The 26,658-nt window shown below is 59.0% G+C and carries 18 protein-coding genes; 2 read left to right on the top strand and 16 right to left on the bottom strand.

Translation table 11 applies throughout. The features are described from left to right. Positions 1-217 precede the first annotated feature (217 nt). Positions 218-1,597, top strand: a complete 1,380-nt coding sequence (locus DCG74_RS19810; RefSeq protein WP_257187339.1) for a glycosyltransferase family 4 protein — start codon at positions 218-220, stop codon at positions 1,595-1,597. 67 nt (positions 1,598-1,664) lie between these two features. On the opposite strand, the gene DCG74_RS19805 is transcribed toward DCG74_RS19810, so the two are convergent. The 11 genes from DCG74_RS19805 to DCG74_RS19755 all read right to left on the bottom strand — a co-directional run bounded on the left by DCG74_RS19805 (position 1,665) and on the right by DCG74_RS19755 (position 13,674). Then, positions 1,665-2,420, bottom strand: coding sequence for a bifunctional 2-polyprenyl-6-hydroxyphenol methylase/3-demethylubiquinol 3-O-methyltransferase UbiG (locus tag DCG74_RS19805; protein WP_246708754.1), 756 nt, complete (start codon positions 2,418-2,420; stop codon positions 1,665-1,667). Next, positions 2,417-3,907: a bifunctional 2-polyprenyl-6-hydroxyphenol methylase/3-demethylubiquinol 3-O-methyltransferase UbiG gene (locus DCG74_RS19800; RefSeq protein ID WP_172784601.1), complete on the bottom strand. Its 1,491-nt coding sequence runs from the start codon at positions 3,905-3,907 to the stop codon at positions 2,417-2,419. The genes DCG74_RS19805 and DCG74_RS19800 overlap by 4 nt, the downstream gene beginning before the upstream one ends. Beyond that, on the bottom strand, positions 3,904-5,100 hold the full coding sequence (locus DCG74_RS19795) for a DegT/DnrJ/EryC1/StrS aminotransferase family protein (protein WP_210268173.1): 1,197 nt from the start codon (positions 5,098-5,100) through the stop codon (positions 3,904-3,906). Before DCG74_RS19795 ends, DCG74_RS19800 begins: the two co-directional genes overlap by 4 nt. Continuing rightward, a complete protein-coding gene (locus tag DCG74_RS19790) occupies positions 5,040-6,065 on the bottom strand; it encodes an NAD-dependent epimerase/dehydratase family protein (RefSeq protein WP_172784599.1) in 1,026 nt (341 codons plus the stop codon). The genes DCG74_RS19795 and DCG74_RS19790 overlap by 61 nt, the downstream gene beginning before the upstream one ends. Further along, positions 6,038-7,216: a DegT/DnrJ/EryC1/StrS aminotransferase family protein gene (locus DCG74_RS19785; protein ID WP_172784598.1), complete on the bottom strand. Its 1,179-nt coding sequence runs from the start codon at positions 7,214-7,216 to the stop codon at positions 6,038-6,040. The genes DCG74_RS19790 and DCG74_RS19785 overlap by 28 nt, the downstream gene beginning before the upstream one ends. 91 nt (positions 7,217-7,307) lie before the next feature. Then, positions 7,308-7,829 (bottom strand): acyltransferase, encoded by a 522-nt coding sequence (locus DCG74_RS19780; protein WP_172784597.1) that lies wholly within the window; start codon positions 7,827-7,829, stop codon positions 7,308-7,310. Between the two features lie 35 nt (positions 7,830-7,864). Then, positions 7,865-9,340, bottom strand: coding sequence for an oligosaccharide flippase family protein (locus DCG74_RS19775; protein ID WP_172784596.1), 1,476 nt, complete (start codon positions 9,338-9,340; stop codon positions 7,865-7,867). 52 nt (positions 9,341-9,392) lie between these two features. Beyond that, positions 9,393-10,457: a Gfo/Idh/MocA family protein gene (locus tag DCG74_RS19770; protein ID WP_172784595.1), complete on the bottom strand. Its 1,065-nt coding sequence runs from the start codon at positions 10,455-10,457 to the stop codon at positions 9,393-9,395. A gap of 39 nt (positions 10,458-10,496) precedes the next feature. Continuing rightward, entirely contained in the window at positions 10,497-11,759 is a 1,263-nt protein-coding gene (gene wecC / locus DCG74_RS19765; RefSeq protein ID WP_172784594.1) for a UDP-N-acetyl-D-mannosamine dehydrogenase, read from the bottom strand. Further along, a complete protein-coding gene (gene wecB / locus DCG74_RS19760; RefSeq protein ID WP_172784593.1) occupies positions 11,752-12,876 on the bottom strand; it encodes a non-hydrolyzing UDP-N-acetylglucosamine 2-epimerase in 1,125 nt (374 codons plus the stop codon). The genes wecC and wecB overlap by 8 nt, the downstream gene beginning before the upstream one ends. 3 nt (positions 12,877-12,879) lie before the next feature. Beyond that, entirely contained in the window at positions 12,880-13,674 is a 795-nt protein-coding gene (locus DCG74_RS19755) for a WecB/TagA/CpsF family glycosyltransferase (protein WP_172784592.1), read from the bottom strand. 191 nt (positions 13,675-13,865) lie between these two features. Between DCG74_RS19755 and DCG74_RS19750 the strand changes: the two genes are divergently transcribed. Further along, entirely contained in the window at positions 13,866-14,753 is an 888-nt protein-coding gene (locus DCG74_RS19750) for a glycosyltransferase family 2 protein (RefSeq protein WP_172784591.1), read from the top strand. A gap of 16 nt (positions 14,754-14,769) precedes the next feature. Here the strand turns inward: DCG74_RS19750 and DCG74_RS19745 are convergent, their stop codons facing one another. The 5 genes from DCG74_RS19745 to DCG74_RS19725 are packed head-to-tail and all read right to left on the bottom strand — an operon-like array spanning position 14,770 to position 26,462. Continuing rightward, positions 14,770-15,942 (bottom strand): hypothetical protein, encoded by a 1,173-nt coding sequence (locus DCG74_RS19745; protein ID WP_246708753.1) that lies wholly within the window; start codon positions 15,940-15,942, stop codon positions 14,770-14,772. Positions 15,943-15,966: 24 nt separating this feature from the next. Then, complete coding sequence (locus DCG74_RS19740; protein ID WP_246571029.1) at positions 15,967-17,394, bottom strand: HlyD family type I secretion periplasmic adaptor subunit; 1,428 nt, start codon at positions 17,392-17,394, stop codon at positions 15,967-15,969. Then, entirely contained in the window at positions 17,391-19,610 is a 2,220-nt protein-coding gene (locus tag DCG74_RS19735; protein ID WP_246708752.1) for a peptidase domain-containing ABC transporter, read from the bottom strand. The genes DCG74_RS19740 and DCG74_RS19735 overlap by 4 nt, the downstream gene beginning before the upstream one ends. Beyond that, positions 19,588-19,908 carry a hypothetical protein gene (locus DCG74_RS19730; protein WP_172784590.1) on the bottom strand — a complete coding sequence of 107 codons (321 nt, stop codon included), beginning with the start codon at positions 19,906-19,908 and terminating at the stop codon, positions 19,588-19,590. Before DCG74_RS19730 ends, DCG74_RS19735 begins: the two co-directional genes overlap by 23 nt. An 11-nt stretch (positions 19,909-19,919) precedes the next feature. Further along, entirely contained in the window at positions 19,920-26,462 is a 6,543-nt protein-coding gene (locus DCG74_RS19725) for a DUF4082 domain-containing protein (RefSeq protein ID WP_257187337.1), read from the bottom strand. Positions 26,463-26,658 lie beyond the last annotated feature (196 nt).

The raw sequence follows: 26,658 nt of genomic DNA, 5'->3' as shown, positions 1-26,658 counted from the left end.
GCGCACACCCAAAGTGGCAGCCAAAATAAAAACACCCTCATTTAATTGGATATTTGTATTTAGGCAATATATTATTCTTTTTAATTGACGTACTGCCATTCCCCGACGGCACAAGACAACGGCATTCGAACCCATGGGCCTCAGTCAAAACGACATCTCTTTGCGCGGACGCGTGACACTTTGGGCCCAACGAAACTCCTGGCGGGTGCCGCGAGGCGTGAGACGTATCGCAAAAAAGCTTTTGATCAGCACCCAGCTGGCTTCCGCAAGTGACGGTATTGTTGACGACTGGTCCAGACCCCTCGTGCCACACGATACGAGCGTGGCACCGAATCCACCGGTTGCGCCCGCCTCGATTCCGACCGGCGGCGTGTGGAAGCGGGACGACTTGCTTGTACCGCCAGGGAGTGTGCACTGCCTGATCGTCACTCCCGTGCTCGACGCCGGCGGGCTTGATGAATTTGTCGCTTTTCTTGCAAGACGCCTCCCTCACTTCGGATTTCGCGTGACGGTTATGTGCGCACATCAATCGGCGGCGCCTGCCGGAGAACTGTTCACAACTTTGCAGAGAGAGGGAACCGAAGCGGTTGCCGCCTCGCCAAACGACGCCTGTCTATGGTTCGAGACGAACCGCCCTGACGTCATCAGCGCGCACGATCCGCCCGGTTGGCTCTTGCGGGCAGCCAGCGCTGCCCGCATTCCGGTCGTGGAAACGCTCCATGGCATTCCAACGCCCATAAGCACGAATTGGAGGGAAGAACGCCGGAGATCGAAGTTCATTGTCCGCTTTGTTGCGGTAAGCGAGCTCGTGAGGCGCCAGTACCTTTCAGGCAATCCGTCCTATCCCGATTCCGCGGTCATCACCATCCCGAACGCGTTCAACCAGACACACCGCCCGGCGGTGAACCGCTCGAAAGCCCGAGCTTGGCTAGGCCTTAACGACGAGTTTCTCTTTCTCTCGCTCGGTCGTCATACGGTTCAGAAGAATGCCTACGGCCTGGTCCGGGCCTTTGCCGAAGTCGCCGAGAATGATCGCAAGGCACATCTGCTGATCGCCGGCCGCCTGGATGATGCAGTGTACACGCGTCAAGTGCGCACTCTTCGCGACACGATGCCTTGCAAGGACCGCATTCACCTCCGGCAGTCGTTTCCGACTCCTTCGATCCTGCTAGCCGCCGCCGACTGCTTTGTTCTAAACTCATTTTTCGAGGGATGGTCTCTGGCCTCTATGGAAGCCTTGAGCGCGGGGCTGCCCGCAATCGTGAGTGATGTCGGAGGCGCGCGTGAGCAAATCGGTATGGACGGCAGCCGCGGATTCGTTGTGGCGAACCCCGTCGGCGATCCCGAAAGGGCGAATTGGCATCGCTCCTGTCTTATGCGATTTCGGCCACAGAAGAATAAGGAAGAACTCGTCTCTGCCATGAAGTCAGTGCTCGCACGTCGAGATCATTGGTCGGCAGTACGCGAACAACTATCCGCGGATTCACAAAGCATCTTCGATCCCGTCATATGTTCCAGACGCCACGCGGAAGTCCTTCTTTCGGCGATTTCACGATCTGCGACCGAAAGTCAGTTCGCCGATTATGGTCGCCCATAGCCGATGGTCCCGAGCGTACTGCGCACCTTCGGGAAGCAAGGCAGTCCACCTCTTACCTATCGTGTTTCTAGCTGATCAGCCGGCTCTTCTTCCAATCTATTCTTGGCTGTGCGACAGGCCCACCAGTCAGCTCACCCGCCATGATGTATTGCTTTGCCAAGTGGTGGGTCAGGAGTCCGAGGGTCAATCGGTCCAACATCATGGACTTTGGACCTTCAAGGCCCGTGATCAGACCATCCTTGACCACCAGATTTGAGTCGTTGAAAAGCTTAACGGCGGTGTCTTCGACAAAGAACCTCAGATGGGTGCGGTCAAGAATTCCAGAATCCGTGTAGGCAAATCGACGTTGGAAAAGCAGCGGAACGGTCACGCTCAGATGCGCGATATTCGGAACAGAAACAATCACGCGACCACCGTCCATGAGGAGCTTTCTGGTGATCGCCTGAAGCGTGCGAGTTGGGTCCGGGACATGCTCAAGCACATCAAGCAACAGAATTAGGTCAAACTTGCTGCCTACTCGGGATATCAACTCGTCGATGTCTCCGATGATCGCGACATCGGCATGCTCTCGCAGGTCGGCCTCGAGCGCTTGATTGAGTTCGACCCCGAACGTCGTGGCATCAGGGTAGATCGACTTAAGCCACAGAAGCGTGAAGCCTGCGCCAGGTCCCACTTCGAGTATGCGGGAGGCGCGGCTGGGCAGCAACGACCGTATCTCGCGGCGAGAGCGGCTATAGTAGTCCTTCGCAGCCGAGACTTGCGCAGGACCCCTGTGTCCCTGCATGTCACCCATTTCGATTCTTTTGGCGGTCTCCAAACTCATTGAGCGACGCTCCTTCTGGAAACCTCCATTCTTTCCATCTCGTGCCCGCCACGAAAGAAAGGCTTCCACGCTTCGTGTCTCTTGGCGGTTACAATCAGGTCTGTCGCAAGTATAGGCGACAGGAGCTGCAACATTGGACCAGTTCTTTTTGGACCGCATCTTTCGATCTTTTCGATCACCAGACCGGCCTCCGCGCACCACCTTTGAATTCTACCGATTGTCGTATCGTGAATCCCTACAGCCTCGAACGTCCCCCACGGCCGAAGGACTTTGCCGGATTTCGCGCATTCCCAGGCGTAACGAAGGCTGGGGCGATTGGGCGCGCAGATGATCACTTTGCCGTCCGGAGCCAAGAGACCGGAAAATAGCCTGAGCAGATAGGCCGGATCACGGACGAATTGCAGAACATCAACGTAGAGCAACCGGTCGAAATGTTCCGCTGCGATTTTCGCGGGTGCCGTCGTGACGTCGCCCAACACGACCTCAGCCCCGAACTGGGCCAAGCCACTGCCCACCACGGGGTCGAGGGGGACAGCTACCACACGGTGTCCTCGTTCCAGGAGTCGACGCTCGTTTGCAGCCGAGCATGATCCGATCGATAATACCACCGCGCCTTCCGGAACACCGGACAACACTTCATCCCTGGCCGGCTCGTAATAATCCTTTGAATACATGCCATGCCAAAGCCGGGTCTCGGCGCTGAATAGCGGGACCGCATTGCTGCCCTCACGCGCAATCTGCATCAGGACCGAGAGTTGAGCGTCCAATTGCTGGCGATCGACTCCGAGCCGGTTAATATATTTGTTCGGCAAATGGTGGGCCGAGAAATCATCGATGTTGGAAATCGGTATCAGCTTCTTGAAACCACACTGGGTGTATGGATCAGTTGCAGCGGTGCAAGGCAGGTCGTACTTGCCTTCGTGCGGTCCGACCAGGAATCCGCCGGACGCGATCGCTCTCGCAAGCTGCTGCTGAGTGAGTATATAGCTAGCGGCATGCTCGTTGGTAAATTGGGCGAGGCAGTAATCCCCCCTGATCTTTACCGACGTGCAATCCCAATGAAAGGAGCCATGGGCCTGCGGATAATTCAGTTCGCCGCTTGAAGCTTTCTCGACGAGCATCAACCCGGCAACCTCGTCTTCATGCAGCACTGAAGTCACGTCAAGGAACGCTCTGATGTTCTTTTCAGTTATCAAGATGTCGTCTTCGGAATATATGAAGATGTCGTATTGATCAGCTCGCGCTACAAATTGCTCCTTGTGCGCGAAGGGGAGCGACCACGGATTCTTGTTGGGGAGGCCAACGATGCATTCGACGTCTGCAGCGGGCCTTTTATCAATGTTTGATATGATGACGATGTCCACATCGAACGACATGGACCGGTACTCCTGGATCACCCGATCCAGGTAGGCATTGTTTGCAGTCCCATAGCTCGCGATCACGACCAGAAGTCGCAATGACTTTCGCTCGGCGATCCCCGAAGTCATCGCTCCAACTCTGCCCGCAACGCAGCACTCACCCTCGAGGTATCTTCTGCGTTCATCTGTGCGTAGATGGGCAGCAAAATGGCCCGATCCTGGGCGAGCTCGGATTGACGCAGATCCTGACCCTGCGTGACATCCGAATATGGCGCCTCACGGTGGGCGCACATGATGCCTCGCCGGGTCGCGATGCCATCATCGAGGAGGTGTTGCATAACGATGCGCTGGTCGAGCCGATCTGGAAGACGCACGCAATAGCTCTGCCAGTTGGATCTGGCCCACGTCGGCTCGGTTGGCAACCGCAGTCCTTCCAGATTGCCAAGCTGTTCGGCATATTTGGCGGCAACGGCCCGCCGGCGTGCTACCAGCTCCGGAAGCCGCTCGAGCTGTTTGCGGCCAATTGCGGCCTGCATATCCGTCATTCGGTAGTTGTAACCCAGAACGACGTACTCCTCGAAGATCACGGACGACGAATTGTGCCGCACCGTGTCCGGAACGCTCATGCCGTGCTGGCGCAGCAGCCTGAACTTGCGGTCAAGCTCGGCATTCGCGGTGGTGAGCATCCCCCCCTCACCCGTGGTGATCACTTTTCGCGGGTGAAAGGAGAAACAAGCAATGTCTCCATGCGGCTTTCCGATCGGCTCCCATTCCCCGTTCATCCGGATCTGCGATCCGGCGGCGCAGGCCGCGTCTTCGATCACGGCGATGCCGTGGCGGCGCGCTATCGGCAGAAGCGCGGCCATGTCACAGGGCATGCCCATTTGATGAACTGCAATGATCGCTCGCGTGTGCTCGGTGATGGCTTCGACCAGCCGAGTGCAATCCAAATTGTACGTTTCGGGATCAATATCGACGAAAACCGGGGTGGCGCCCTGGTGTCGGATGACGTTTGCGGTCGCGATGAAGGAGTGGCTTACCGTGATCACCTCGTCGCCGGCGCCGATGTCCAATGCCGCCAAGGCGAGTTGCAGGGCCGTCGTGCAGTTCGCGACGGCACAGGCGTGCGGAGCGCCGACAAGCGCAGCGAACTCGCGCTCGAACGCGGCCACTTGCGGACCTTGCGACACCCAGCCCGACAGCACGGCCGCGCGCGCAGCGTCAGCCTCTTCCTCCGCAAGTAGCGGCGCAGCGATCGGAATCACGATGCCGCCGCCTGCCGATGATGATCCGAAGCGAGCTCGCGCTCGGATCGCCACCATTTCACGAGATCGGAGAGCCCCTGCTCCAGCGAAACCGTGGTGCGGAAGCCCAGCAAGCGCTCTGCCTTGCCCGTCGAGGCCAGACGTCGCGGTACTGGATTGACCGAGCGCTCCGGCGCGAATTCGGGCGTGAGGCCGCGGTGTCCCATCACCGACGCGAGCACCGTAGCCAGCTCGGTCAGGCTTGTTTCAGTGCCGCTCCCGACGTTAAAGACCTCATCGGTAATCTTTGCCCTGGCGGCAAGGATGTTGGCACGCGCGACGTCGCGGACGTGAACGAAATCCATGGTCTGACGGCCGTCTCCAAAGATAACGGGAGGCAATCCAGCTTCCAGCCGCTCCATCCAGCGGATCAAGACCTCGGTATACCGTCCGTGGATGTCCATCCGGCTGCCATAGACGTTGAAATACCGGAATGCCACATAGTCGAGGCCGCATGCATCGTTGAAAGCCCGCAGTAGCCCTTCGTTAAACGCCTTGGCGGCCCCATAGAGAGTTCGGTTATTGTAGGCATTCTGCCGCTCTGTCGTCGGAAACTCCTCGGCCATGCCATATACCGATGCCGAAGAGGCCGCGATGATCTTCTCAATATCGTGCTTGATACACAGTTCCAGCAGGTCGTAGGTGGCATCCACCATGACCTCCTTGGCCAGACGCGGTTCGGCCGCACAATGAGTAATGCGGAGCGCGGCCTGGTGGAAGACGATATCGGCCGCCTTGACCAACGCTTCCATCAGCTTGCGATCGCGAATGTCGCCATGAACCAGTCTCACCGGCCCACGCCCGAGCGCGCGCCGGAGATTTTCCGGCCGGCCTCTGATCATGTTGTCGAGGGCAACAATCTCGATGCAGCCCTCGTCGCAGAGCAGATCAACGATGTGGGAGCCGATGAATCCGGCCCCGCCGGTGACCAGAACGCGTTTACCCTTGAGATCAATCAAGACGCTCTCCTGTTGTGGGACCATGTCATGAAGCTTTGTGGATGCTCCGACCGGGTGCTGATGGCTACGCTAGGCTGCAGCGCCGTCGCACTCCTCAATATTCCGACAACCTCGGCCGCCTGTTCCGGCAGCAACTCGGGATAGATGGGAAGAGAAAGGAAGTCGTTCGCGAGCATCTCAGTGACGGGGAGATCACCGGCGCGATAGCCGAGTTCTGCATACGCCCTCTGCAGATGCACCGGGACGGGATAGTGAATCCCGGCGCCAATTCCGGCATCACGCAATAGCTTCAGCGCGTCGTCGCGGCGCTCCAATCTGACCGCATAGACGTGATACACGTGGCGGGCGTACTGGGGCGGCTGGGGACGCGCGAATGGAAGACCAGAAAGCAGTGCATTGTATCGCTCAGCCAGCGACCGACGTGCATCGGTCCAATGCTCAATATAGTCCAGCTTGACATTCAGTACCGCGCTCTGGATTTCGTCCATGCGATAGTTGTATCCGGCAATGACGTGGTCGTACTTCGCCTCCTGCCCCCAATCCCGCAACAGGGACACGCGGCGTGCAAATTCAGGCCGGTCAGTGACGACCGCCCCACCCTCGCCAAACGCTCCAAGGTTCTTGCCGGGATAAAAGCTGAAGCATCCCAGATCGCCGATCGAGCCTGCGCGACGTCCGCGATACTCCGCGCCGTGCGCCTGCGCGGCGTCTTCGATGACGACCAGGCCGTGACGACGCGCGATCTCCATGATGGGATCCATGTCGGCCATCAACCCGTGGAGATGAACCGGCAGGATAGCCTTGGTTCGCGGCGTTATCGCAGCTTCGACCAAGCCGGGATCCATTGTCCACGTCACAGGGTCGACGTCGACGAACACCGGCCTGGCGCCGCTGTAGAGAATGGCCGCGGTCGTCGCGACGAAGGTCATCGAGACCGTGATGACTTCGTCACCGGGCCTTACGCCCGCCGCCAGCAAGGCAAGGTGAAGCGCCGAAGTTCCGCTGTTCACCGCGCGGCAATGGGCAGTCCGGCAATATTCCGCAAAGCGTCCTTCGAAGGCCGTCACCTCAGGCCCGAGCACAAAGTGCCCGCTCCCGATGACCCTCGCCACAGCCGCGTCGATTTCGGGCTTAATCTGGCTATATTGGGCTTTCAGATCCAGGAAGGGTATCAAGATTCAAGACCTTGGATTGGATTGAAATTATATCCACATTTAAATATAATCATCATATTAAATCAAGCATTAAATTCGCACGGGATGAATATTAACGACGCTCTTTCCGCTGCGCCTCGAATGAGCCGAGGGCACCCAGGACCGTCTCCTCAGCTGCGGACAGAACCCGAGCGGGCACTCCCGCGACGATGGCGCCGTCCGGAACGTCTTTCGTCACGACTGCACCCGCGCCTATGCAGGCTCCCTTTCCGATCGTCACACCGCAGAGGATGGTGGCGTTCGAACCGATGGACGCCCCCTTGCCGACGTGAGTGCGCTGAAGCGTCCAGTCCGACGCCTGCTGAAGACGACCGTCCGCGGTTGTTGCCTTCGGGTATTTGTCGTTTGTGAACATCACGCCATGACCGATGAACACTTCGTCCTCGATCGTGACGCCCTCGCAGACGAAGCTGTGCGACGATATCTTGCAACGCGCACCGATCTCCGCCCCCGCCTGGATCTCGACGAAAGTTCCGATCCTGCTTTCGTCACCAACGGTGCAACCATACAGATTGACCAGGTCCGGATGCAGGATGCGGACATCGCGACCAAGCTGGGTATCCTTTATTGGCATGTCAGTTTCCCTGTCTCTACAGTCCGGCAAAACCCTTACAGTACTGAGCGTGACGGGCGCAGCCTGGGCGCCATCTCGACGAGACCCGCGGCCGCTTGACGAAGGTGCTGCAGCAGAGGGTGCCTTGTGACGATCAGTCCCCACCCCCAGCAGAAGGCGGCGACCACAAACGCTGACAGAAGGCCGACGAAGAAATTGAGAATTCCTGTCTCGATCAACACCGCACAGGCGGCTACGCCCGAGGCGGTCGCCATCGTGACGACACCGCTCTTCAGAACGGCACGGCCAAACTCGCGCGGCCGCAGCGCAAGATGCCGACTGAGATAGTATATCGCTACTGCCGCTTGGAACGGCAAGGTTAGCAACGCGCACGCCGCGACTGCCTCCACGCCAAAGAAGGACGCGCCCAGGAGCGCAAGGAGCGACGGTGGCAGCGAGATGAAGGACGAGACAAGCGCGTCACGCACGCCACCAACCGCCAGGAACACAGGATAAGTCAGGCACGCAGCGAACAATGCCAGATTTGCGAGGCAGAGAATGCGCACTAACGGCACGACCTCCAGCCAAGCCTGACCAAGCCAGATCAAAACGATCGGTTTTGCCATAATCGCTACGAATGTGAGGAACGGCCACTGCACTGCGGAAAGCAGTTGGACCGCGTCCAGATATACGCCCTTTAGATCTGCCCCGGTTGCACGCCTCGTCACGATCGCCGGCATGATGACCGGGTTCAGCACCTGCGTGACGAGCCTGTCAAAAACCTGGGTAAGGCTGGTGGCCCGGCTATAGAGACCTACAGCAGAAAAATCGAGAATCTTTGCGAGAAAGAGCTGGGGGGCGAGGTTGTAGAAGATATTGATGGCACTGACGCCGCTGGAATAGAGACCGAATCTGAGGACGTCGCGGTATTCCGATAGCGAAGGGCGCAACACGCCGAAATCCTGATAGGAGCCCAGCAGCGTAGCCGTGAGAACGATGCTCCCCGCCACACCACCCCAGATCGGAGCCATATAGCTGAAGTTCAATACCGCCAGTCCGATCGAAACCAGCGCAACCGTCATGTTGCTTGCAAGATTGCAGATCGCGAGCGTCCCAAACTGCATGTCACGGCGAAACAAGGCGATCAAAGTTCCGGAGACCGGCAGAAGGAGAAGGTTAAGCGTAGAAACCTGGATACCTCGCCTCAGGCTGTCCTGCCCAAAGAGTTGCGATACGACGTCGGCCGAGGCTAACAGGATCAGGGCAACTGCCAGCGAGACCCCCAAGATCACAGTGAACGCCGTGCGAATGGTTCCGCGCGACAACTCATGCTTCTGAATCAGGTAGTTCGCCCCTCCAAATTCCTGAAATGCGGCTGCGACAATAGCGGTAAGCGCGTTGACAACCGCAAAGACCCCGAACTCGCTCGGCGTCAGCAGACGCGAGAGCACCGCGGTCGAGACAACGAACAGCACAAGGGCGGCATAGCGGTCCACCCCAGAAAATAGAACCGAACGATGCACTGAATTCATCGAGACTCCGTCGCGGGGCTCGGCTGGCCAACAGCCACGGCCAAGGCGCCAATCAAGCCGTGGCCCGGGTCTCCTCCGGTAGTATACGCGGCAACTGCCTGATCGGGATTGGCCTGCCCTGTTTGGCGATCGAACGAGAAGCTGCTTCGAGCACCTCGATCACCCGCAGCCCCGACATGCCACTGGAAATCGGCTTCGTCCCCGTGCGGACGCAGTCGACAAAATGCTCGACCTCCGTTTGCAGCGCCTCCTTGGGCGAGATATGCGGAGCCCACATGTCACCAGCGCGATATCCGATCCGGAACTGATGTGCACTCTCGGGAGGCCTATCGAGTGTAATTCCCTTGTCGTAGACCTTAACCTTCTCGGTCGGCTCGAGATCGTCGTAGACGATCATCTTCTTGCTGCCTCCAATGAACGTCTGCCGCACCTTGACAGGCGAGAGCCAGTTGACGCTGACGTGAGCCACGCATGCGTTGGCAAAGAACAAAGTGATATGGGCCATGTTCTCCGGCGAACCGACAACATGGCACGAGCCCGTCGCCGAGACCGCAACCGGCTCTTGATCGAGGATATGATGGATGATCGAGATGTCGTGTACCGCCAGATCCCAGATCACGTTTACATCTCTTTGAAACAGTCCGAGGCTCGAGCGTATGCTATCGTAGTAGTAGATGTCCCCGAGCTCTCTCTTCAGCAGGAGCTCACGAATCTTCTGGACCGCCGGAGTATAGAGAAAGGTATGATCGACCATCAGCGTCAATCCGCGCCGGTCCGCCTCGTCGATTAAGCGGGACACCAGCTCCGCGCTCGGCGCAAGTGGTTTCTCGACCAACACGTGCTTGCCAGCTCTCAACGCCGCCATTGCCAGCTCGTAATGCGTGTGCACCGGCGTAGCGATGGCGATTGCGTCGATCAAGGAGTCCTTCAGCAGATCGTCATATCGAGCGGTGGTCGCTACCCCTGGGTACAGCTGCCTGATGGCGGCCAGCCTACCTGGATCAAGGTCGCTGACGCCGACAACGCGGGCGGCGGGATTGATCGAGAAATTGCGAACGAGATTGGGGCCCCAATAGCCGTAGCCGACGACCCCGATTCCCAGCTGACTATCTCGCATACTGACCTCGATCCATTCGGGAAACTTCGATTTTGTTGGTTAGGTGCGCGCGGGCATATCCTGCCAAATGCCTCGCGTATCGATGACGTCGAGGTGCCGGCGCTCGGCCAATGGCACCATTTTGAATTCATCGTGATCAACGAGCAGGACCGCAATTTCGCAGCTGCGCAGGGCTTCGTCGATGGTCACGAATGCGACGCGATAATCGGCCAACTGAGACGGCAGACGGCGCAGATTCGGTTCGACAACCTTGATCCGTTCGCCGTATTTGGCCGCGAGATGCATAGCAATCTCCAAAGCCGGGCTTTCACGCACGTCGTCGACATTCGCCTTGAACGTCAATCCGCAACAGGCAACGTTCGCGTAGGGATGATCGTCGATCAGCGCCTCTGCGTGCTCGATGATCTTCCGTGTCTTGGCGTTGTTCACGTCGCGGCTTGTCCGCATCACACGCGCGAGATCGGGCGCAGAGTCAATGATGAACCAGGGATCGACCGCAATGCAGTGCCCGCCCACACCAGGGCCCGGCCGCAGTACGTTTACGCGAGGATGACGGTTGGCGATATCAATCACCTCCCAGACGTTGATGTCGAACCGGTCGCAAATCAACGAGAGTTCGTTGGCAAATGCTATGTTGGTGTCGCGGAAGGCGTTTTCAGTCAGCTTGACCAACTCGGCCGCGCGCGCCGTGGTGCCGACGCAAGCGCCGCGAACGAACATCTTGTAGAAACGTTGAGCACGCCGCGTGCAGGTTGGCGTGATCCCGCCAATGCACCTGTCATTGTTGATGAGCTCGGTCAGGATCCTTCCCGGCAACACGCGTTCTGGACAGTATGCGACGTAGATCGCCCCGTCGTCCCTGCCGTTGACGCCTATGTGCAGCTCTGGCCTGCGTTCAACGATCCGCTTTGCGATGGCTTCGGTTGTCCCGATCGGCGACGTCGATTCAAGAATGACAAGATTACCTGGCGCGAGAAGATCTATGATGTTTTCGACTGCGGCGTTGACGCTCGCCAAGTCTGGACGGTGCTCGTGGTCGATCGGGGTCGGCACCGCGATGATGAACACGTCGGCCGGCTGCGGCTTTCTGGACGTCGTGAGCGCACCGCTTGACACGACCTTGGAGACGAGACCGTCCAGATCGGGCTCGGCGATGTGAATTTTGCCAGACGCAACGGTGTCGACAATGCGTTCGTTTGTATCGATGCCAACCACCTGCAGTCCACGGCTCGCGATCAAAGCCGCGGTCGGCAGCCCGATATAACCAAGCCCAACGACATTTATCTTCTGGAATTCAGGCATCGAGAAGCACCTTCACGATCCGCTCGCTCGCGTGCCCGTCACCAAACGGATTGTGCGAACGCGCCATGGCAGCATAGGTCTCGTCATCGTCAAGGAGGCGAAATGTCTCTGCAACGATCCTGTCGTAATTGGCGCCGACCAGGCGCGCCGTTCCCGCTTCCACGCCCTCGGGACGCTCGGTTGTTTCGCGCATCACCAGGACCGGCTTCCCGAAGGTGGGGGCCTCCTCCTGGACGCCGCCTGAATCTGTCAGAACCAGATATGACATCGAGAGCAGGCTCACGAAATCCGTGTATTCCTGAGGAGAAATGAGGACAACCCGCGGGTGATCCGACAACCGAGACGCAAACAGGTCTCGGACATTCGGATTCGGGTGCACGGGCAGCACCACGGCGACGTCCTCCCGCTGCAGGATGGTCTCCAACGCGTTCACGATGTTGGTCACGCCGCCACCGAAATTTTCCCTGCGGTGGCAGGTCACCAGGATGATGCGCCGATTGCCGTGACGCTGCTTGATGCCGTCCCAGCGGCACGCCAGTCCCGGATCGGATTCGACCATCGCTTTCGCGAGGATGAGAGCGTCCACCACCGTGTTTCCGGTGACGTGAATGCGATCGTCGGCGACGTTCTCAGAACGCAACGCTCGGGCGGCGCGCTCTGTCGGGGCAAAATGTTGATCGGCGATCGAGCCGACGATCTTGCGGTTCACCTCCTCCGGCCATGGAGCGAAGATGTCGCCGCTGCGCAGTCCGGCCTCGATATGCGAGACCGGTATACGGTGATAGTAGGATGCCAGTGCACCCGTCATAGCAGTCGCGGTGTCGCCCTGGACAATGACCCTGGTGGGCTTCACTTTTTCGAGGAGTTCGCCGACTTGTCCGAGCAGCCGGGCGGTCAGATGATCCAGCGTCTGATTTGTCGTCATGACGTTGAGATCAAAATCCGGAACCACATTGGCCAACTTGAGGACTTGATCAAGCAGCTGCCGATGCTGTGCGGTCGCACATATCGTTACGGAGATGTCCTTACGCTTCTCGGCCTTGAGCCGGTTGATGACCGGAAAGAGCTTGATTGCTTCCGGACGGGTTCCCAGAAGGATGAAAAAATGCTTGCGCACGCTTCACCCCCCGATCCGGCTCGGACCAGGGGGAACGGCGCCGGGCGCACCGAGCGGGTGCCGAAGCCCCTGCCTGATGAGCGCGTGCGCCAGGACGCCCGCAAACAGCGTGTTCGTTTTGGCGTATCGCCACCACATCCGCCCAGGCTCTTGATAGATCCGGTACAGCCATTCGAGGCCGAGCTTCTGAACCTGGACCGGCGCGCGCCGAACGGTGCCTGCCAGAACGTCGAATGCACCACCCACGCCCATGATGAAAGGTACGCCGAGATTGTCGCGGTGAGCGGCCAGAAAGCGCTCCTTCCGGGGCGTCGGCATGCCGATGAAAAGGCAATCGGCGCCGCTGGACTGGATGTCCCGCACGACGTCATTCTCCTGCTCGCGCTTGAAATAGCCGTCGTGCCAGCCCGCAAAGACAAGTGAGGGATGGCTCTCGCGCGCGTTCTGCATCGCCTGGTGCAGTACGTCGGGAGTCGCTCCCAGGAAATAAGGTTTGAAGCCTTCGCGCGCGCATACTGCGAGCAACTCGGCGAGGAGATCCACGCCCGCGACGCGCGACGTGGCCGGAAGCCCCAGCGCTCGAGCGCCCCAAACGATTCCCATGCCGTCCAGGCCGACGATATCGCTGTTGGCGACGTCGGCCGCGAGCACCGGATCAGCCCTCATATTGACGAATTTGGCGACGTTCAGCGCCACATGTTGCAGCCTTATCCGGCTGTGCATCGCCCCGCGCGCAAGATCCACGGTTTCTGCCATTGTCAGCAGGTCGACGGGACATCCCAGGAACGAGGCGCGCATTGGAGTTACCTCTCGGAAAATATGACCTGTTTAAGTTTGCATTTAAGATTATTATCTAGATAATACGCGCGAGATATTTAATTGCAAGATTTAAATGGGACTGACTGCATCATTGGAAGCGGGATATCGGGGCTCCAGCGCTAGAGGACGGACGGCACAACCCAACGCAAATTAAATAGAGGATTTAACTAGTGATTTCAGTCATTATTCCGCATCTGAACCAGTCTGATGCGCTGGAAGTCTGTTTGCGCACCCTGGACGCGCAGAGCCTGTCTCGTCAGGCGTTCGAGGTCATCGTGGTGGACAACGGCTCGTCAACGCCCCCAACGGACATCGTTGCCGGCCATCCTGGTGTACGGCTGCAGCACGAATCGCAGCCGGGTCCGGGACCGGCGCGAAACGCAGGCGTCGCTGCGGCCAACGGCGAGATCCTCGCCTTCATCGATGCCGACTGCAGGGCGCATCCGGATTGGCTGAGCAGCGTGGTGAAATGGTCCAACTTGTCGCCGGCGGGCACAGTTCTCGGGGGCGACGTTCGCATTTGGCGCGCGGAAAATGCGGAGCTCGATGCCATTGCGGCTTACGAGAGCGTCTTCGCTTATCGCTTCAAACTCTATATTGAGCGCCACGGTTATTCCGGCACTGGCAACATGGCGGTGTTTCGCCGCGATTTCGATCGCGTCGGCCCTTTTGCTGGCATCGAGGTCGCCGAAGATATGGAGTGGGGAGAGCGTGCGTTGCGTGCGGGGCTTCGGTTTCGATACACCCCCGAGATGATCGTCTTCCACCCGGCCCGGAGCTCTCTGCAGGAGCTCTACGCCAAATGGGATCGACACATCGCGCACTATCGCAACATGGCGGAAGGCAAACCTGTTTGGCAATTGCGCTGGCTCGCGCAAGCCTTGCTCGTCTTCGCATCTCTCGCGCCAAACGCTGTGACCGTGCTGACCAGCGACCGTCTGCATGGCAGCGGCGTCCGCCTCAAAGCCATTGCCGTATTGTGTGCCGTCCGGGCGCACCGCGCCATGACGATGCTCTCGCACCTACGGAGCAGGCGAGCAGTAGCCTGGAATCGTTAGCGCAACGGCAATTCTGTCAGGGGCCGCCAAAGGCGACATTGTGAGTCAGTTCCGGCAAGTCGGTGCGCCGGCCGAATGACCACAGAATCCAGCCCAGCTCGTAGCTGCGGCACTCAAGCCGAACTTCCACATCCGCAGCGTCGATCAGCCGCTCGCCGTGTCCGAGCCAGGCGTTCTTGAGGGCGCGGAACACCCTCGGCGTCCTTGTTGTCAATTCACCCTTGCGAACTTGCGAGCGGATAGTCAGGTTCAGTTCAGGGACGAGCATGGGCCGGCGCAGTTGATTGCACCCAAGGACCCAGTTGAATCCCTTGACCAAGGCATCCCGCGATTGCCTCTGCCCAAAGCGCTCGGCCCATTCCAGCAGCGCCGGAGCCATTCCATACTGATGGACCGAATAGACTTCGTAATAGTCAATGACGCGGCCGCTCAGCGCGTCGAAAAACCAAGGCCATTCGCCTTGCGAGCCTTGAAGCGCGATCAGATTGCGCACACAAGTATCGGCCATGACAAGTGCGGACGCATCACCGGAAAATTCGCCATACTGATAGCAGGCGATCGAGAGGTAGGTCTGCGTCGCAAAGGACGAGAAACGGCGACGAAGCCCAAACGGTGCATCGAAGAACATTCCCGATTCGCTGTGAAAGCGTTCCTTCAGGAGTCGATAAAGCGGCTTGGCATAGCGCCACCACTCGTTCTCGCCTGCCCTCGCCTGAGTCACGACTCCCGTGAGCAACATGCCAAGATCCTGCGCACGGAAGCTCCTCCACCGGGATTCATCGGAAAGAATGGCTCTCAACTCGCATTTAACCGGGTCCGGAATTTCGAGCCCGAGCTCGGCCGCGCTCCATAGCGCCATACCGAAGGCATACTTGCGTACAGGAAGCTTCGTGAGTTGCAGAACGTTGCGATGAAATATCTCGGGTATATCAATGCCACTTGGGATTTCGGCAACGCGCGACATTCCAAGAAGCACATTGAGAGTATAAAATACGTCGCTGCTCGGTACCGATTCGTTTGGTGAAGAACGTCGATCGAGATGGTAGATGTGCGACCACCGGCGGTATTCAGGCAACCAACAACGTTCCAGCCCCTTGAGCGCGTAGTCCACCAATGGTGCATTTCGCGAGAGCTTACTCTCCACGGTAGGCACCACGAGCTTCACTCCAAAATTCGGACTAATCATCATGGTCGATCGCCATTCCAAGCCGGGTTAGTATTCTCGAATGCTTTCATCCAATCCGCGCAGCAGCGGATAAAGGAAGTACGAAATCACGGTGCGCCTGCCGACTTTCAGTTCGGCCGTCACCGCCATACCCGGAATCAGTTGGATGCGCTCAGCCGGAAGCCGAAGGTGCGTGTCCGACAAATCGACCAGTACGCGGTAATAGGGAGCTGGCGCGCGGCGCGCACCTTCGGCCTTCGTATCCGGCGAGAACGTATCCTGACTGATGACGCGGACTTCTCCCGTTGCAGTTCCATACTTCTGGAAGGGAAACGCTTCGAACTTGATCCGAACCGACTGTCCGAGCGTCACCTGACCGATATCCCGGCCCTCGACGTTGACCTCCGCCTGAAGCGGAACGTCGCGCGGAACCAGGACGAACAGCGTTTCGGCTTCGCGAACCACCGAGCCGACGGTCCGGTTCGCGATATCCAGCACCACGGCATCTGCCGGCGCCTGCAGGACGATCAACTGTCGACGAAGCTCGGCCTTCTTCAATTCCTCTGCTGCGCTATTGCGCTTCGGCAGCGTCTCCACCAGTTCCTGATAGGTGGTGCGACGAAACTCCTCGGCGAATACTTTCCGATCGGCGCGTGCCTTCTCCAGCCGATGGGTACTATCGGCGATACTGCCGCGAACACGCGCCAGATTGCTTTCGACCTCGAGCCGTGCATCGCGAGACAGTAGGAAGTTCAGCCTCGAACCGACCTCTTTGTCCATCAGCGTGGTTCGCATCGCTTCAATCGAACGCATCGTGTCGAGCCGCTGAAGGAGAACCGCCTCTTCATTCTGTGCTGTCTTGAGATTGGCTTGCGCGGAAGCGATCTGTGCGTCGTAGTTCTGGATCTGCGCCTCGTAGGCGGCTCTCCTCTGCAAGAACAACTTGCCTTGCAGGATCTGATCCGAATTCGTCAGCTCCTTGACGGCGTACTCGATTCCATTCAATTCAGCGCTCAGACGATCGATCGACGCATCGAATCCAGCCACTCTGCCGCGCAGTTGGTCGAAATCCGCCTGCGAAAACGTCGGATCGAGGGTCGCCAGAACGTCGCCGCGGTTGACGCGATCACCGGCCTTGACGTGGATCTCGCGTATGACCGACGTTTCCAACGGCTGCACAACCAGGTTGGGACGCGTCGTGGTGAGTTTTCCCTGCGCCGTGACGATCATCTCCACCTGCGAAACGGAAGCCCAGATGACCGCGAAAGCAATCAGTGCAAGTACGCCGTAAAGGGTGAAACGCGCGAGCCGCGGTGGCGCTTGCTGCTCGAGTTCGGTGGCATCGGACTGGAATTCGGCGATGACTGGCGCTCGCCTCGGCCCTGGCCTGAATAGCTTGCGGCGGCGCTCGACCGGCCTGGCCGGAACAAGAGCGGTCGGCTTCACATCCGCGCGTGATGGCCCTGTCTCCCTCATGCAATCTGCTTCATCTGTTGATTCCACAAGTGCCTGTAAATTGTGCATTTCGACAGGAGGTGGTCGTGGCGATCCACATCGACGATTCGGCCGCGGTCCATCACCAGTATCTGGCTTGCTTCAGTGAGCATCGACAACCGATGCGAGACGATGATGACAGTACGCCCTGCCGCCAAGCGGCGGAGATTGCGCCTGATGATCATTTCGCTTTCGGAATCGAGGGCACTCGTCGCTTCATCCAAAATCAAGATCCTTGGATTGACGATCAGAGCTCTCGCAATCGCGAGCCGCTGCTTCTGCCCGCCGGACAGGTTCGAGGCATCTTCCTCAAGCATGGTGTCGAAGCCACGCGGCAACCGTTCGATGAACTCGTCGGCGCCTGCGAGCTGCGCTGCAGCGACGACCTCGGCAAAGGTGGCATCACGTTTCACGCAGGCGATATTGTCGCGAACCGTCCCGCGAAACAGGAAGTTATCTTGCAGGACGATTCCAAGGTTTCGGCGCAGATGCGCGAGGTCGAGCTCCCTCGAGTCATATCCGTCGATGCGCAGGAGCCCCTGCTGCACCGGATACATGCCCGAAATCAGCCTGGTGAGAGTCGTCTTGCCTGAGCCGCTCCGTCCCACGATCCCGAAGATCGATCCTGGCTCGACGGTGAAGGAGACATCATCAAGGGCCGGCGATCCGTCGGATCCGTAGCGAAAAGAGACACTTTCGAACTCGATTTTGCCGGCAAGGTTGGGCCGCAGCCCATCTTTCCGACCGTCGCGCTCAGGCTTCTGATTCATCACCTCGCCGAGCATTTTCACGGCAAGAGCCACTTCCTGGTACTCGTGCACCATGGTCACGAGCTGGACCAGCGGTCCGGAGACCCTGCCGGCCAACATGTTGAAAGCAACCAGAGCGCCGATGGTCATTTCTCCAGCGAAGACATCGAGTGCTCCGACAGAAATGATTCCAAGCGTCATGATCTTCTCGAGAAATCCGGTGAGCGCCTGGGCGCCTGCGGAAATCTTCTCGACACCAAATCGCATGGTCACGGACTGCGCGCAGCGGCTATCCCAAACCCTGCTCTGCGCTGGCTCCATCCCCAGCGATTTCACGGTGCGCATGCCGTGAACTGTTTCGACGAGGAGAGCCTGCCGCGCACCTTCCGCTTGGTATAGATCGTACAGTCGTCGCCGAAATGGACCCATGAGCAGGCCGACAACAGCGCCGCTCGCGGCGGTGAAGGCCAGGACCATCAAAGTCAATTTGACGCTGTACAGCGCAAGGACCGGCAGGAAGACGAACAACGAGAGCGCATCGAGGGTCGTCAAAAACAGGCGGCCAGTCAGAAACTCACGGATCCGCGCCGCTTGTTGCATGTGCTTGACCAGAACCCCCGCGGCCATATGTTCGAAAAACGTGACCGGCAGCCCGAGGAGATGACCGAACGTCTTCGTCGCAACGCGAATGTCGACTCTGTTGGTCGCATATAGCAGCAAGTAGCGCCGCAGAAAGCCGAATATCGCGTCAAAGACGAGCGCCACGGCCGCGCCTGCCGCGAGTACGTACAGAGTGGTGAAGCTCTCGTGAACCAAAACCTTGTCGATGACGAGCTGGAAAAAGATCGGGACGACGAGGCCCAACGCATAGAGCAGGATGGCGGCAATGGCGACGTCCCTGAACAGCCGCCATTGAAGAAGCAGTTCCGGCACGAACCACCGGAGGCCGAAACTCCTTCGACCATCCTGTGTCAACTGCTCGCGCTTGATCAGGATCGTGTCACCGGCCCACTGCGCACAGAAGCGATCGCGGTCGACAACCAAGACCTCGTGCTTGCGGTCGGCGAGCGGGTCGAAGATGCTGACGACCTCGGTGCCATCAGTTCGCCGCCCCGCACCAAGGACGGCGATCCAGTTGCCATTGGCGAGCCTCGCCAGCGCAGGATAGGCCTCTCCGAGACGAATCAGTGCGCTCCAATCGAGCTTCGTGCTTCTCGCGCGCAGGCCTGCATCCTTCGCCATGCGCAACAGGAGATTCAACGAGAGCGGGCCGGCTACCGCATAGGCGTGCTTCAAGCGCTCGACCGGCAGATCTATGCCATGGTGACTGGATACCTTGGACAGGCATTCCAATGCCGTCTGGGTTGACAATCCGGGTGCGGGCGCGTCAGCAACCCGGTCCTTCGCGCCGCCAGCGGCATCGATTTCAGCGGAAATTCGAAGAGACATTCAGAGACCGTGTGTTGGGCGCCAGCGCATCACGTACTCCCGACGCACCGTTTTGCGATCCAGCTGGCTGGTTCCGCCGGACCACGCCCGCATCAACCAGGCCCTGAAGCGCCTTCTGCATCACGTCGACCGAATTGGCGAAAGCTTCGACCGAAAAGATCAGCCGCTGAGAAAATACGCGCTTCGGGGCGTTGTTGGCGTCACGCTCTGTCGGTGAAAGACTGACCAGATCGATGCGGACGATGGTTCCGCTGACGGTAATTTCTTCGATTCCATCGGTATAAAGTTCGGCGTGCATCTTTACGTCTCCTATGCTGCTAGCTGAGGCCTGAAAACAACATCAACGCCATAGCTCGTTGAGTTGTAGGTGTTGGTCGGGAATAGGCTATCTGTCCCGTACGCAAACACACCGTTGCCGCCGATCGAGCCCGAGGATGGGGCCGTCAGAGGTCCGTTGGTAATTGCATTGGCGAGCAGGCCTGGATCGGCCGCGTAGTTCCCGGCGGTGTGATAGGAGGCGACATAGGTGGTTCCCGGCATGATCGTCACGGGCGTGGCGAAATTGACCTGCTGCCAGCCGTCGGCCGTCTCGTTGGTAAAGACCGCAGTTGCCAGCAAAGTCCCGGTGCTGCTCCAGAGATCTGCAACGTGAGTGCCCGTGTTGGTTGGCCCCTTGTAGAAGCGAACGCCGATGATATCGCCCGGGGTCGACGTCTGGAATTTGACGCCCAGCTCCACAGACTTAGGATCATTGGCCGCCACAATGCTAGGCTCCTGACTTGCGCTAAACAGGCGCACAGCCGTTGAAGACGCAGCATTCACATCGAGGGCGACGGATGCGCTGGCGGAGCCACCTTGGCCGTCGGAGATGCTGTAGTTGAACGACGCCGGCCCCGTGTAGCCGGTCGTCGGTGTGAAGACCACACTGTTACTTTGGGCGTTGTAGCTGGCGACGCCGTTCACACCGCCGCTCGCGCCCGTGATCGTAAGCGTATTGCCGTCCGGATCGGTATCGTTGGCGAGCAGTGCCGAGGCCGGAATCCCGAAGGGCACGTTCTGCGTGGCGTCGAAGCCGCTGTCGTTCGCGGCGACGGGTGACCGGTTGGGGCCGCCGCTGGAGCTGTTGAACACGACGTCAACCCAGTAATTGGTCGCGTTATAGGTACTGGTTGGGAACAGATTGCTCGTTCCATAGGTATAAAGGCCGTTGACGTTCGCGGGAGCCGTGAGCGGCCCATTGGTGCGAGCGGCAGTGAAGTAGCTGGTGGTGGAGGCGTAGTGGCCGTTGCTGTGATAGCTTGCGACGTAGGTGGTGCCGGCTGTGATGGACACCGGATTGCTGAACGTGACTGTCTGCCAACCACTGCTGCTCTCGTTGGTGAAAGTCGCGGTCGCCAGTAGCGCGCCGGTACTGCTCCACAACGAGCCCGTATGGGTTCCGGGGTCATTCGCGCTCTTGTAGTATTTGATGCCGGTAATCGTGCCTGCGACGGACGACGTGAATTGCATCCCGAGGTTGACTTGGGAAGTGTCCGACCCCGATCGGATCGCCGGAGTATCGGTGCTCGAGAATAGACTCACGGTCGAAGGAACCGCCGAAACTGCGATATTGAATGTCTCGCTGCTCGTGAGGTTGCCGAGATCGGCAGCGGACACCGTGACGCTGATCGTGCCAACGTCCGCGGACGTCGGCGTGCCGGTAAAGGTTCGGGTCGATGGAGTGAACGTGAGCCAGCCCGGAAGCCCTGAACTGCCAGCGGTTGCGCTGTAGGTGAGCGAGTCCCCGGCATCGACATCGGTAAAGGTGCCGGCGGGTAACGTTAGCGAAAACGCCGAACCAACGGTCACGGCCTGGTTGCTAGTCTGGATCGCCAGTACCGGCGCGTCGTTGGCACCATGAATGGTGACAGTAAGCGTGGCCGATGAGGCGGCGCCCACGGCGTCCCGCATCGTATAGCTGAAGACATCGGTCAGCGTATTGGTCGACTGCCGCAAGGCCTGCACGGCCTGATCGTTCTCGTTCACCGTATAGGTGAAAGCACCCGAGGCAGTGAGCAAGAGCGTGCCGTGCGCGCCCGCGAGAGGCGTCTGGAACGTCCCACTGGTCGTGCCAAAGCTGAATGCAGTGACGGTCTTGGTATCCCCAGAATCGGGATCGGTGTCGTTGGCCAGCACGTTGCCGGTCGCGGGCGAACCGCCAGTGCTGTTGTTCATGCCACCCTTTTCGATGGCGTCCGCGCTGTCAGCAACGGCGGTTGGCGGGGTATTGTTGCTGGCGGCGGAGCCGTTGAAGACGACATCGACCCAGTAGTTGGAGGATTTGAATGTATTCGTCGGGAACGTGCTTCCGGATCCGTAGGCATAGACTCCGTTGCTGCCAGCCGGAGCCGTCAACTGACCGTTGGTAAGCGACGTCGCAAAATAGTTCTGGGTACCGGAATAATTGCCATTGGTGTGGTAGGACGCGACATAGGTGGCGCCTGCCGTGGTGGCGACGGGATTGGAGAAGTTGACCTGCTGCCAGCCGCTGGCTGTCTCGTTCGTGAACGTGGCAGTTGCAAGCAGGGTTCCGGTCGAGCTCCAGAGATCGGCGATATGGGGACCCGTATTCAATGATCCCTTGTAGAACCGCAGGCCGGTTATTGTCCCATTCACCGATGCGGTGAACTTGACCCCGACTTCGACCGGGCTGGTATCGCCGGAGTTGGGGACGCTTGGCGCATCAGTGGTACCGAACAGGCTCTGTGCGGAGACCGGATAGTTGACCTTGAGCGAGACCTGGCCGGACCCGCTCTGGCCGCTCGTGTCCGTGATCGTGTAGGTGAAGCTCGCCGCCCCGGCATAGCCAGCGGTGGGGGTAAAGGTCACAGTCTGGTTCTGCGAATTGTAGCTTACGCTTCCATTGGCTGGATTGCCGACACTGGTAAGCGAGAAAGCCAGCCCGGACGGGTTGGTATCGTTCGCCAGCAGCGCTGATGCCTGGATGTTCAGCACACCATTTTGGCTAACCGTGAAGCCGCCGTCGGCGTTGGCTTGCGGCACGCTGGTCGAGGAGGAGCCGTTGAAGACGACATCGACCCAGTAATTGGAGGATTTGTACGTGTTGGTCGGGAACGCGCTTCCGGATCCGTAGCTGTAGACTCCGTTGGCGCCAGCCGGAGCCGTCAACTGGCCATTGGCAAGCGATGTGACGAAGTAGTTCTGAGTGCCGGAATAGTTGCCGTTGGTGTGATAGGAGGCGACGTAGGTTGCCCCTGCCGTGATGGCGACGGGATTGGAAAAACTGACCTGTTGCCAGCCGCTGGCTGTCTCGTTGGTGAACGTGGCAGTCGCAAGCAGGGCTCCGGTCGAGCTCCATAGATTCGCAATATGGGGACCGGTATTCAACGATCCCTTGTAAAATCGCAGGCCGGTTATCGTTCCGCTCACGGATGCGGTGAACTTGACGCCAACCTCGATAGGACTGGTGTCGCCGGAATTAGGCGCGCTCGGTGCATCATTGGTGCCGAACAGGCTCTGTGCAGAGGCCGGATAGTTGACCTTGAGCGAGACCTGGCCGGACCCGCTTTGGCCACTCGTGTCCGTGATCGTGTAGGTAAAGCTGGCCGCCCCGGCATAACCGGCGCTGGGAGTAAAGGTCACCGTCTGGTTCTGTGAATTGTAGCTTACGCTTCCGTTGGCCGGGTTACCGACACTGGTAATGGAGAAAGCGAGCCCGGACGGGTTGGTGTCGTTCGCAAGCAGCGTCGATGCCGGAATGTTCAGCACGCCATTTTGGCTGACTGTAAAGCCGCTGTCTTCGTGAGCTTGCGGCGACGTCAGGCCTGAATCGCTGAAAACGACGTCGACCCAGTAATTCGCGGCCTTGACATAGGAAACGTTGCTGGGGAAGACGGGGCTACTCCCATAGGCGTAGACGCCGTTGAGGCTGCTACCAGGTACGGTGAGCGCACCTTTCGTCAGGCCGTCGTAGTCGATGAAGTAGTAGTCGGTCGACGAATAGTGGCCAGTGTTCGTGTGATAGGAAGCGACATACGTGACGCCCGCCTGCACATTGACAGGAGTCGCGAAATCAACCTGCTGCCAGCCGCTCGCTGTTTCGTTGCTAAACGTGGCGCTCCCAAGCAGCGTCCCGTTGGTGGTCCAGAGGTCACCGATGTGAGTTCCGGTATTATCAGACGCCTTGTAGAAACGTATGCCGGTGATCTTGCCCGACACAGCGGGGATGAATTTGACGCCGACCTCGACTGCTCCGGAATCGCTGTTTGAGATCACCGCAGGCGTATCAGTCGGACTGAAGAGTGTCAGGTTGGAAGATGGCGTGACCGTGTAGGTCGTGCCCGCACCAGGTGTTTCCAGGTTCAAGCTGTCGTCGACCGCCCTGGTCTTGAGACCATATGTCCCCTGCGCGCCTGTGACGAACGTATATGACCACGTCACGTTCGTCGCGCCAACATTGCTGTTGGTTGGGTGCCAGGTTGTTCCACCATCCGTGGAAATTTCGACGCCGGCAATCTTTCCACCCGCGTCGCTGGCCGTCCCCGTCACCGTGATCGACTGCCCCTCGACAACAGTGGCGGCAGAAAGATTGGTGATGCTGGAGTTCGGCGCCGCAGCGTCTGTCGACCGGATTGCGGCAGTCAAGCTCGCCTGCAGCGTCGCCGGCTGAACCCCCATGTCGGCGAAAAGATTAACCATCGCCTGCTGAACGTTCGGATCAACAGGCGTCGCCGGTCCGTCGTGGTCGCTAGCAAGCGCCCATGGCCAGTTGATAGAACCGGCCGAGAAGATCAGTGCACCACTGACAGGATCACGATGCAGCACGAGATTGTGGGTCGCCGTGCCCGCTCCGAAAGTGTTGCCGTAGTCAAGCAGATACTTCCCGTCCACATTGATTGTGGAAGACGAGACACTGACCAACCCGGCTGGACGGAATCCATTGTCCGGCGCGATGTCCCACTCAACGCCCAATAAGCCAGGTACGAGCGAGGCAGTCTGCCCGGCTGGGGTTTGCGCGACGGCCGTATTGCGCCAGAAGCGCAATTGGGTCATCGGGTACGGTATCGTGATCGTATCGTACCGAAACGCGTTGACCGCGAACAATGTGCCGGTCAGCTGATTCGAGGGAAGAGGAGCCCCGAACCGCGGGTCGGAAAAGTTTCCGGTCGCCTGTCCTGACGGATCAATCAGCGCATTTGCGTGCGTATCCTTGTAGCTAATGAGCGTGCGATTGGGTGTCGCGCTGCCATCGATGCTGGGCGCTAACCTCGTTTTCCAAAAGATCTCGTTGGCTGTGAGAAACGCAAGGTTCACGCCGGCGTGCGCTGCGGCCTCTACGTTGGCGCGCTGAGCTTCGGTCCAATACTCGTCATGCCCCGCGTCCATGAAGACTTTGTGATTGAGCAATAACGAGCCGTTTGTCGCAGCATCTATCCCAGAAATGTAAGAGACATCGTACCCGTTCTGCTCGAGCCAATAGATGGCCGCGATCTCAGCCGTGAAGGGGGAATCTCCCCCCTCGGAGAAGGTTCCGGTGCCGTCGCGCGTCACGAGGGGGCGATTGTAACTGACCGCGTAGGCCGATCCATTGATGCCGGGGCCGTTCCCGAAATACAGGTTGGCCCCTCCCCAACCGTTGTAGGCTTGCCAATCCTGATCACTTGTCTGCAGGACGATGTCGCTGTGCGAAGCATCGTTCCTTATGATGAATGGAATCTGGAAAATCTCGGTACCGTTGATGACGTTGGCGATGTAGACGCCCGAGGCGGCATCGGTTGGCACGCTCCAGGAATCGGTTACACTCCAGTTGCCTGCATCTACGAGACCGGTCGACGCGTCCCTTAAGGGAGCGGGTTGGACGACCGCGGCTGCAGCCTGATGCTGCAGGCTCGTAACCAGTCTGGCACCATTGCCACCGTAATAGCCCAGCCGGTAAACATCGACGCGATAATTCGGATTTCCGGTCAGGTTGTTGATCTTGAATTGGACCGTCCCCCCGACATTGGTGCTGATTGCTGTCGCAAACCCCTGGGTCAGAGTCGAATTGTCGCCCGGCTGGATCTCCCAAACACTTCTCGGCGTGCCTGGCTTCTGGTTTTCCAATACGGTGGGATTCGTCGGAGGATCGGAGACGATGGTGCCGCCCAGCCCATCGCTCTTGAAATTCCAGTTCAAGTCCATCCCTGAGAACAGCAAGGTGACATTGGCCGCACCGTTGCTGAAATCCACCGTGCTGATATTCGAGCTACTATCGTAGGAGACGGTCGCCGACATCGACGATGTGAAGGGCAGATCCCTCAGGTCGACTAGATTCCCCGGCGAAAGCGCTGCTCCCGGCGATGAAGCTGTGATCAACCCGGCGAAGTTGGCCGACTGATCGAGGACAAGCGTACCAGTTCCCGTTTCGAACGACACGGTTATGCCGGAGAACGATCCATTCAGGAACTGGCCGGAAACCGACCCTCCGATCTCCAGGATCGCCTTGTCTGCAATCTCGAAAGATCCAGTACCGCTGACGTCACCCCTAAACTCCCCGGTCGTAATGCGATTGCCAAGGAACGCTCCAACCTCGACTGTCCCATTGTTCAGCACATCGCCTTCGACGACAAACGGCGAGCCGGCCCCCAACGAAAGCGTCGCACCTGCATCGAGGACCAGGCTCCCAATGTCGACACCGGCCGAGCTCGTGACGACATACGTTCCTGCTGCATCGAGGAACGCGGCATCGATGATCCCCGGAAGCCCGGCGCTCCAATTCGTTGCGACATTCCAGGCTCCGTCAGTCGGATGGACCCAGTGAGTGGCGCCAGGAGTGGAAACCGATTGAGATTTCTGCGCCGCTTCGTTCGCCACAGATGAGAACGTTGGCGTCAGGCCATTATGACCGCTCGTCAAAGACGTCGAAGACAGAAGCGCAGACAACCGCGACCGGGAAGGTGCGGCGAAGAGAGCGGGCATAGCGCCGCGCAAGCCCGACGGATCACCCGAGTCGGTCCGAAACGTCTGTTCGAAGAACGAGGCGCCCCCCCCGGGAGTGAATGATCCGCTT

The organism is Bradyrhizobium sp. WBAH42 (assembly GCF_024585265.1).
In the GTDB taxonomy this organism is placed as follows: Bacteria; Pseudomonadota; Alphaproteobacteria; order Rhizobiales; family Xanthobacteraceae; genus Bradyrhizobium.
The sequence above is the reverse complement of the archived record's forward strand: the minus strand, read 5'-3'. Positions and strand labels throughout refer to the sequence as shown.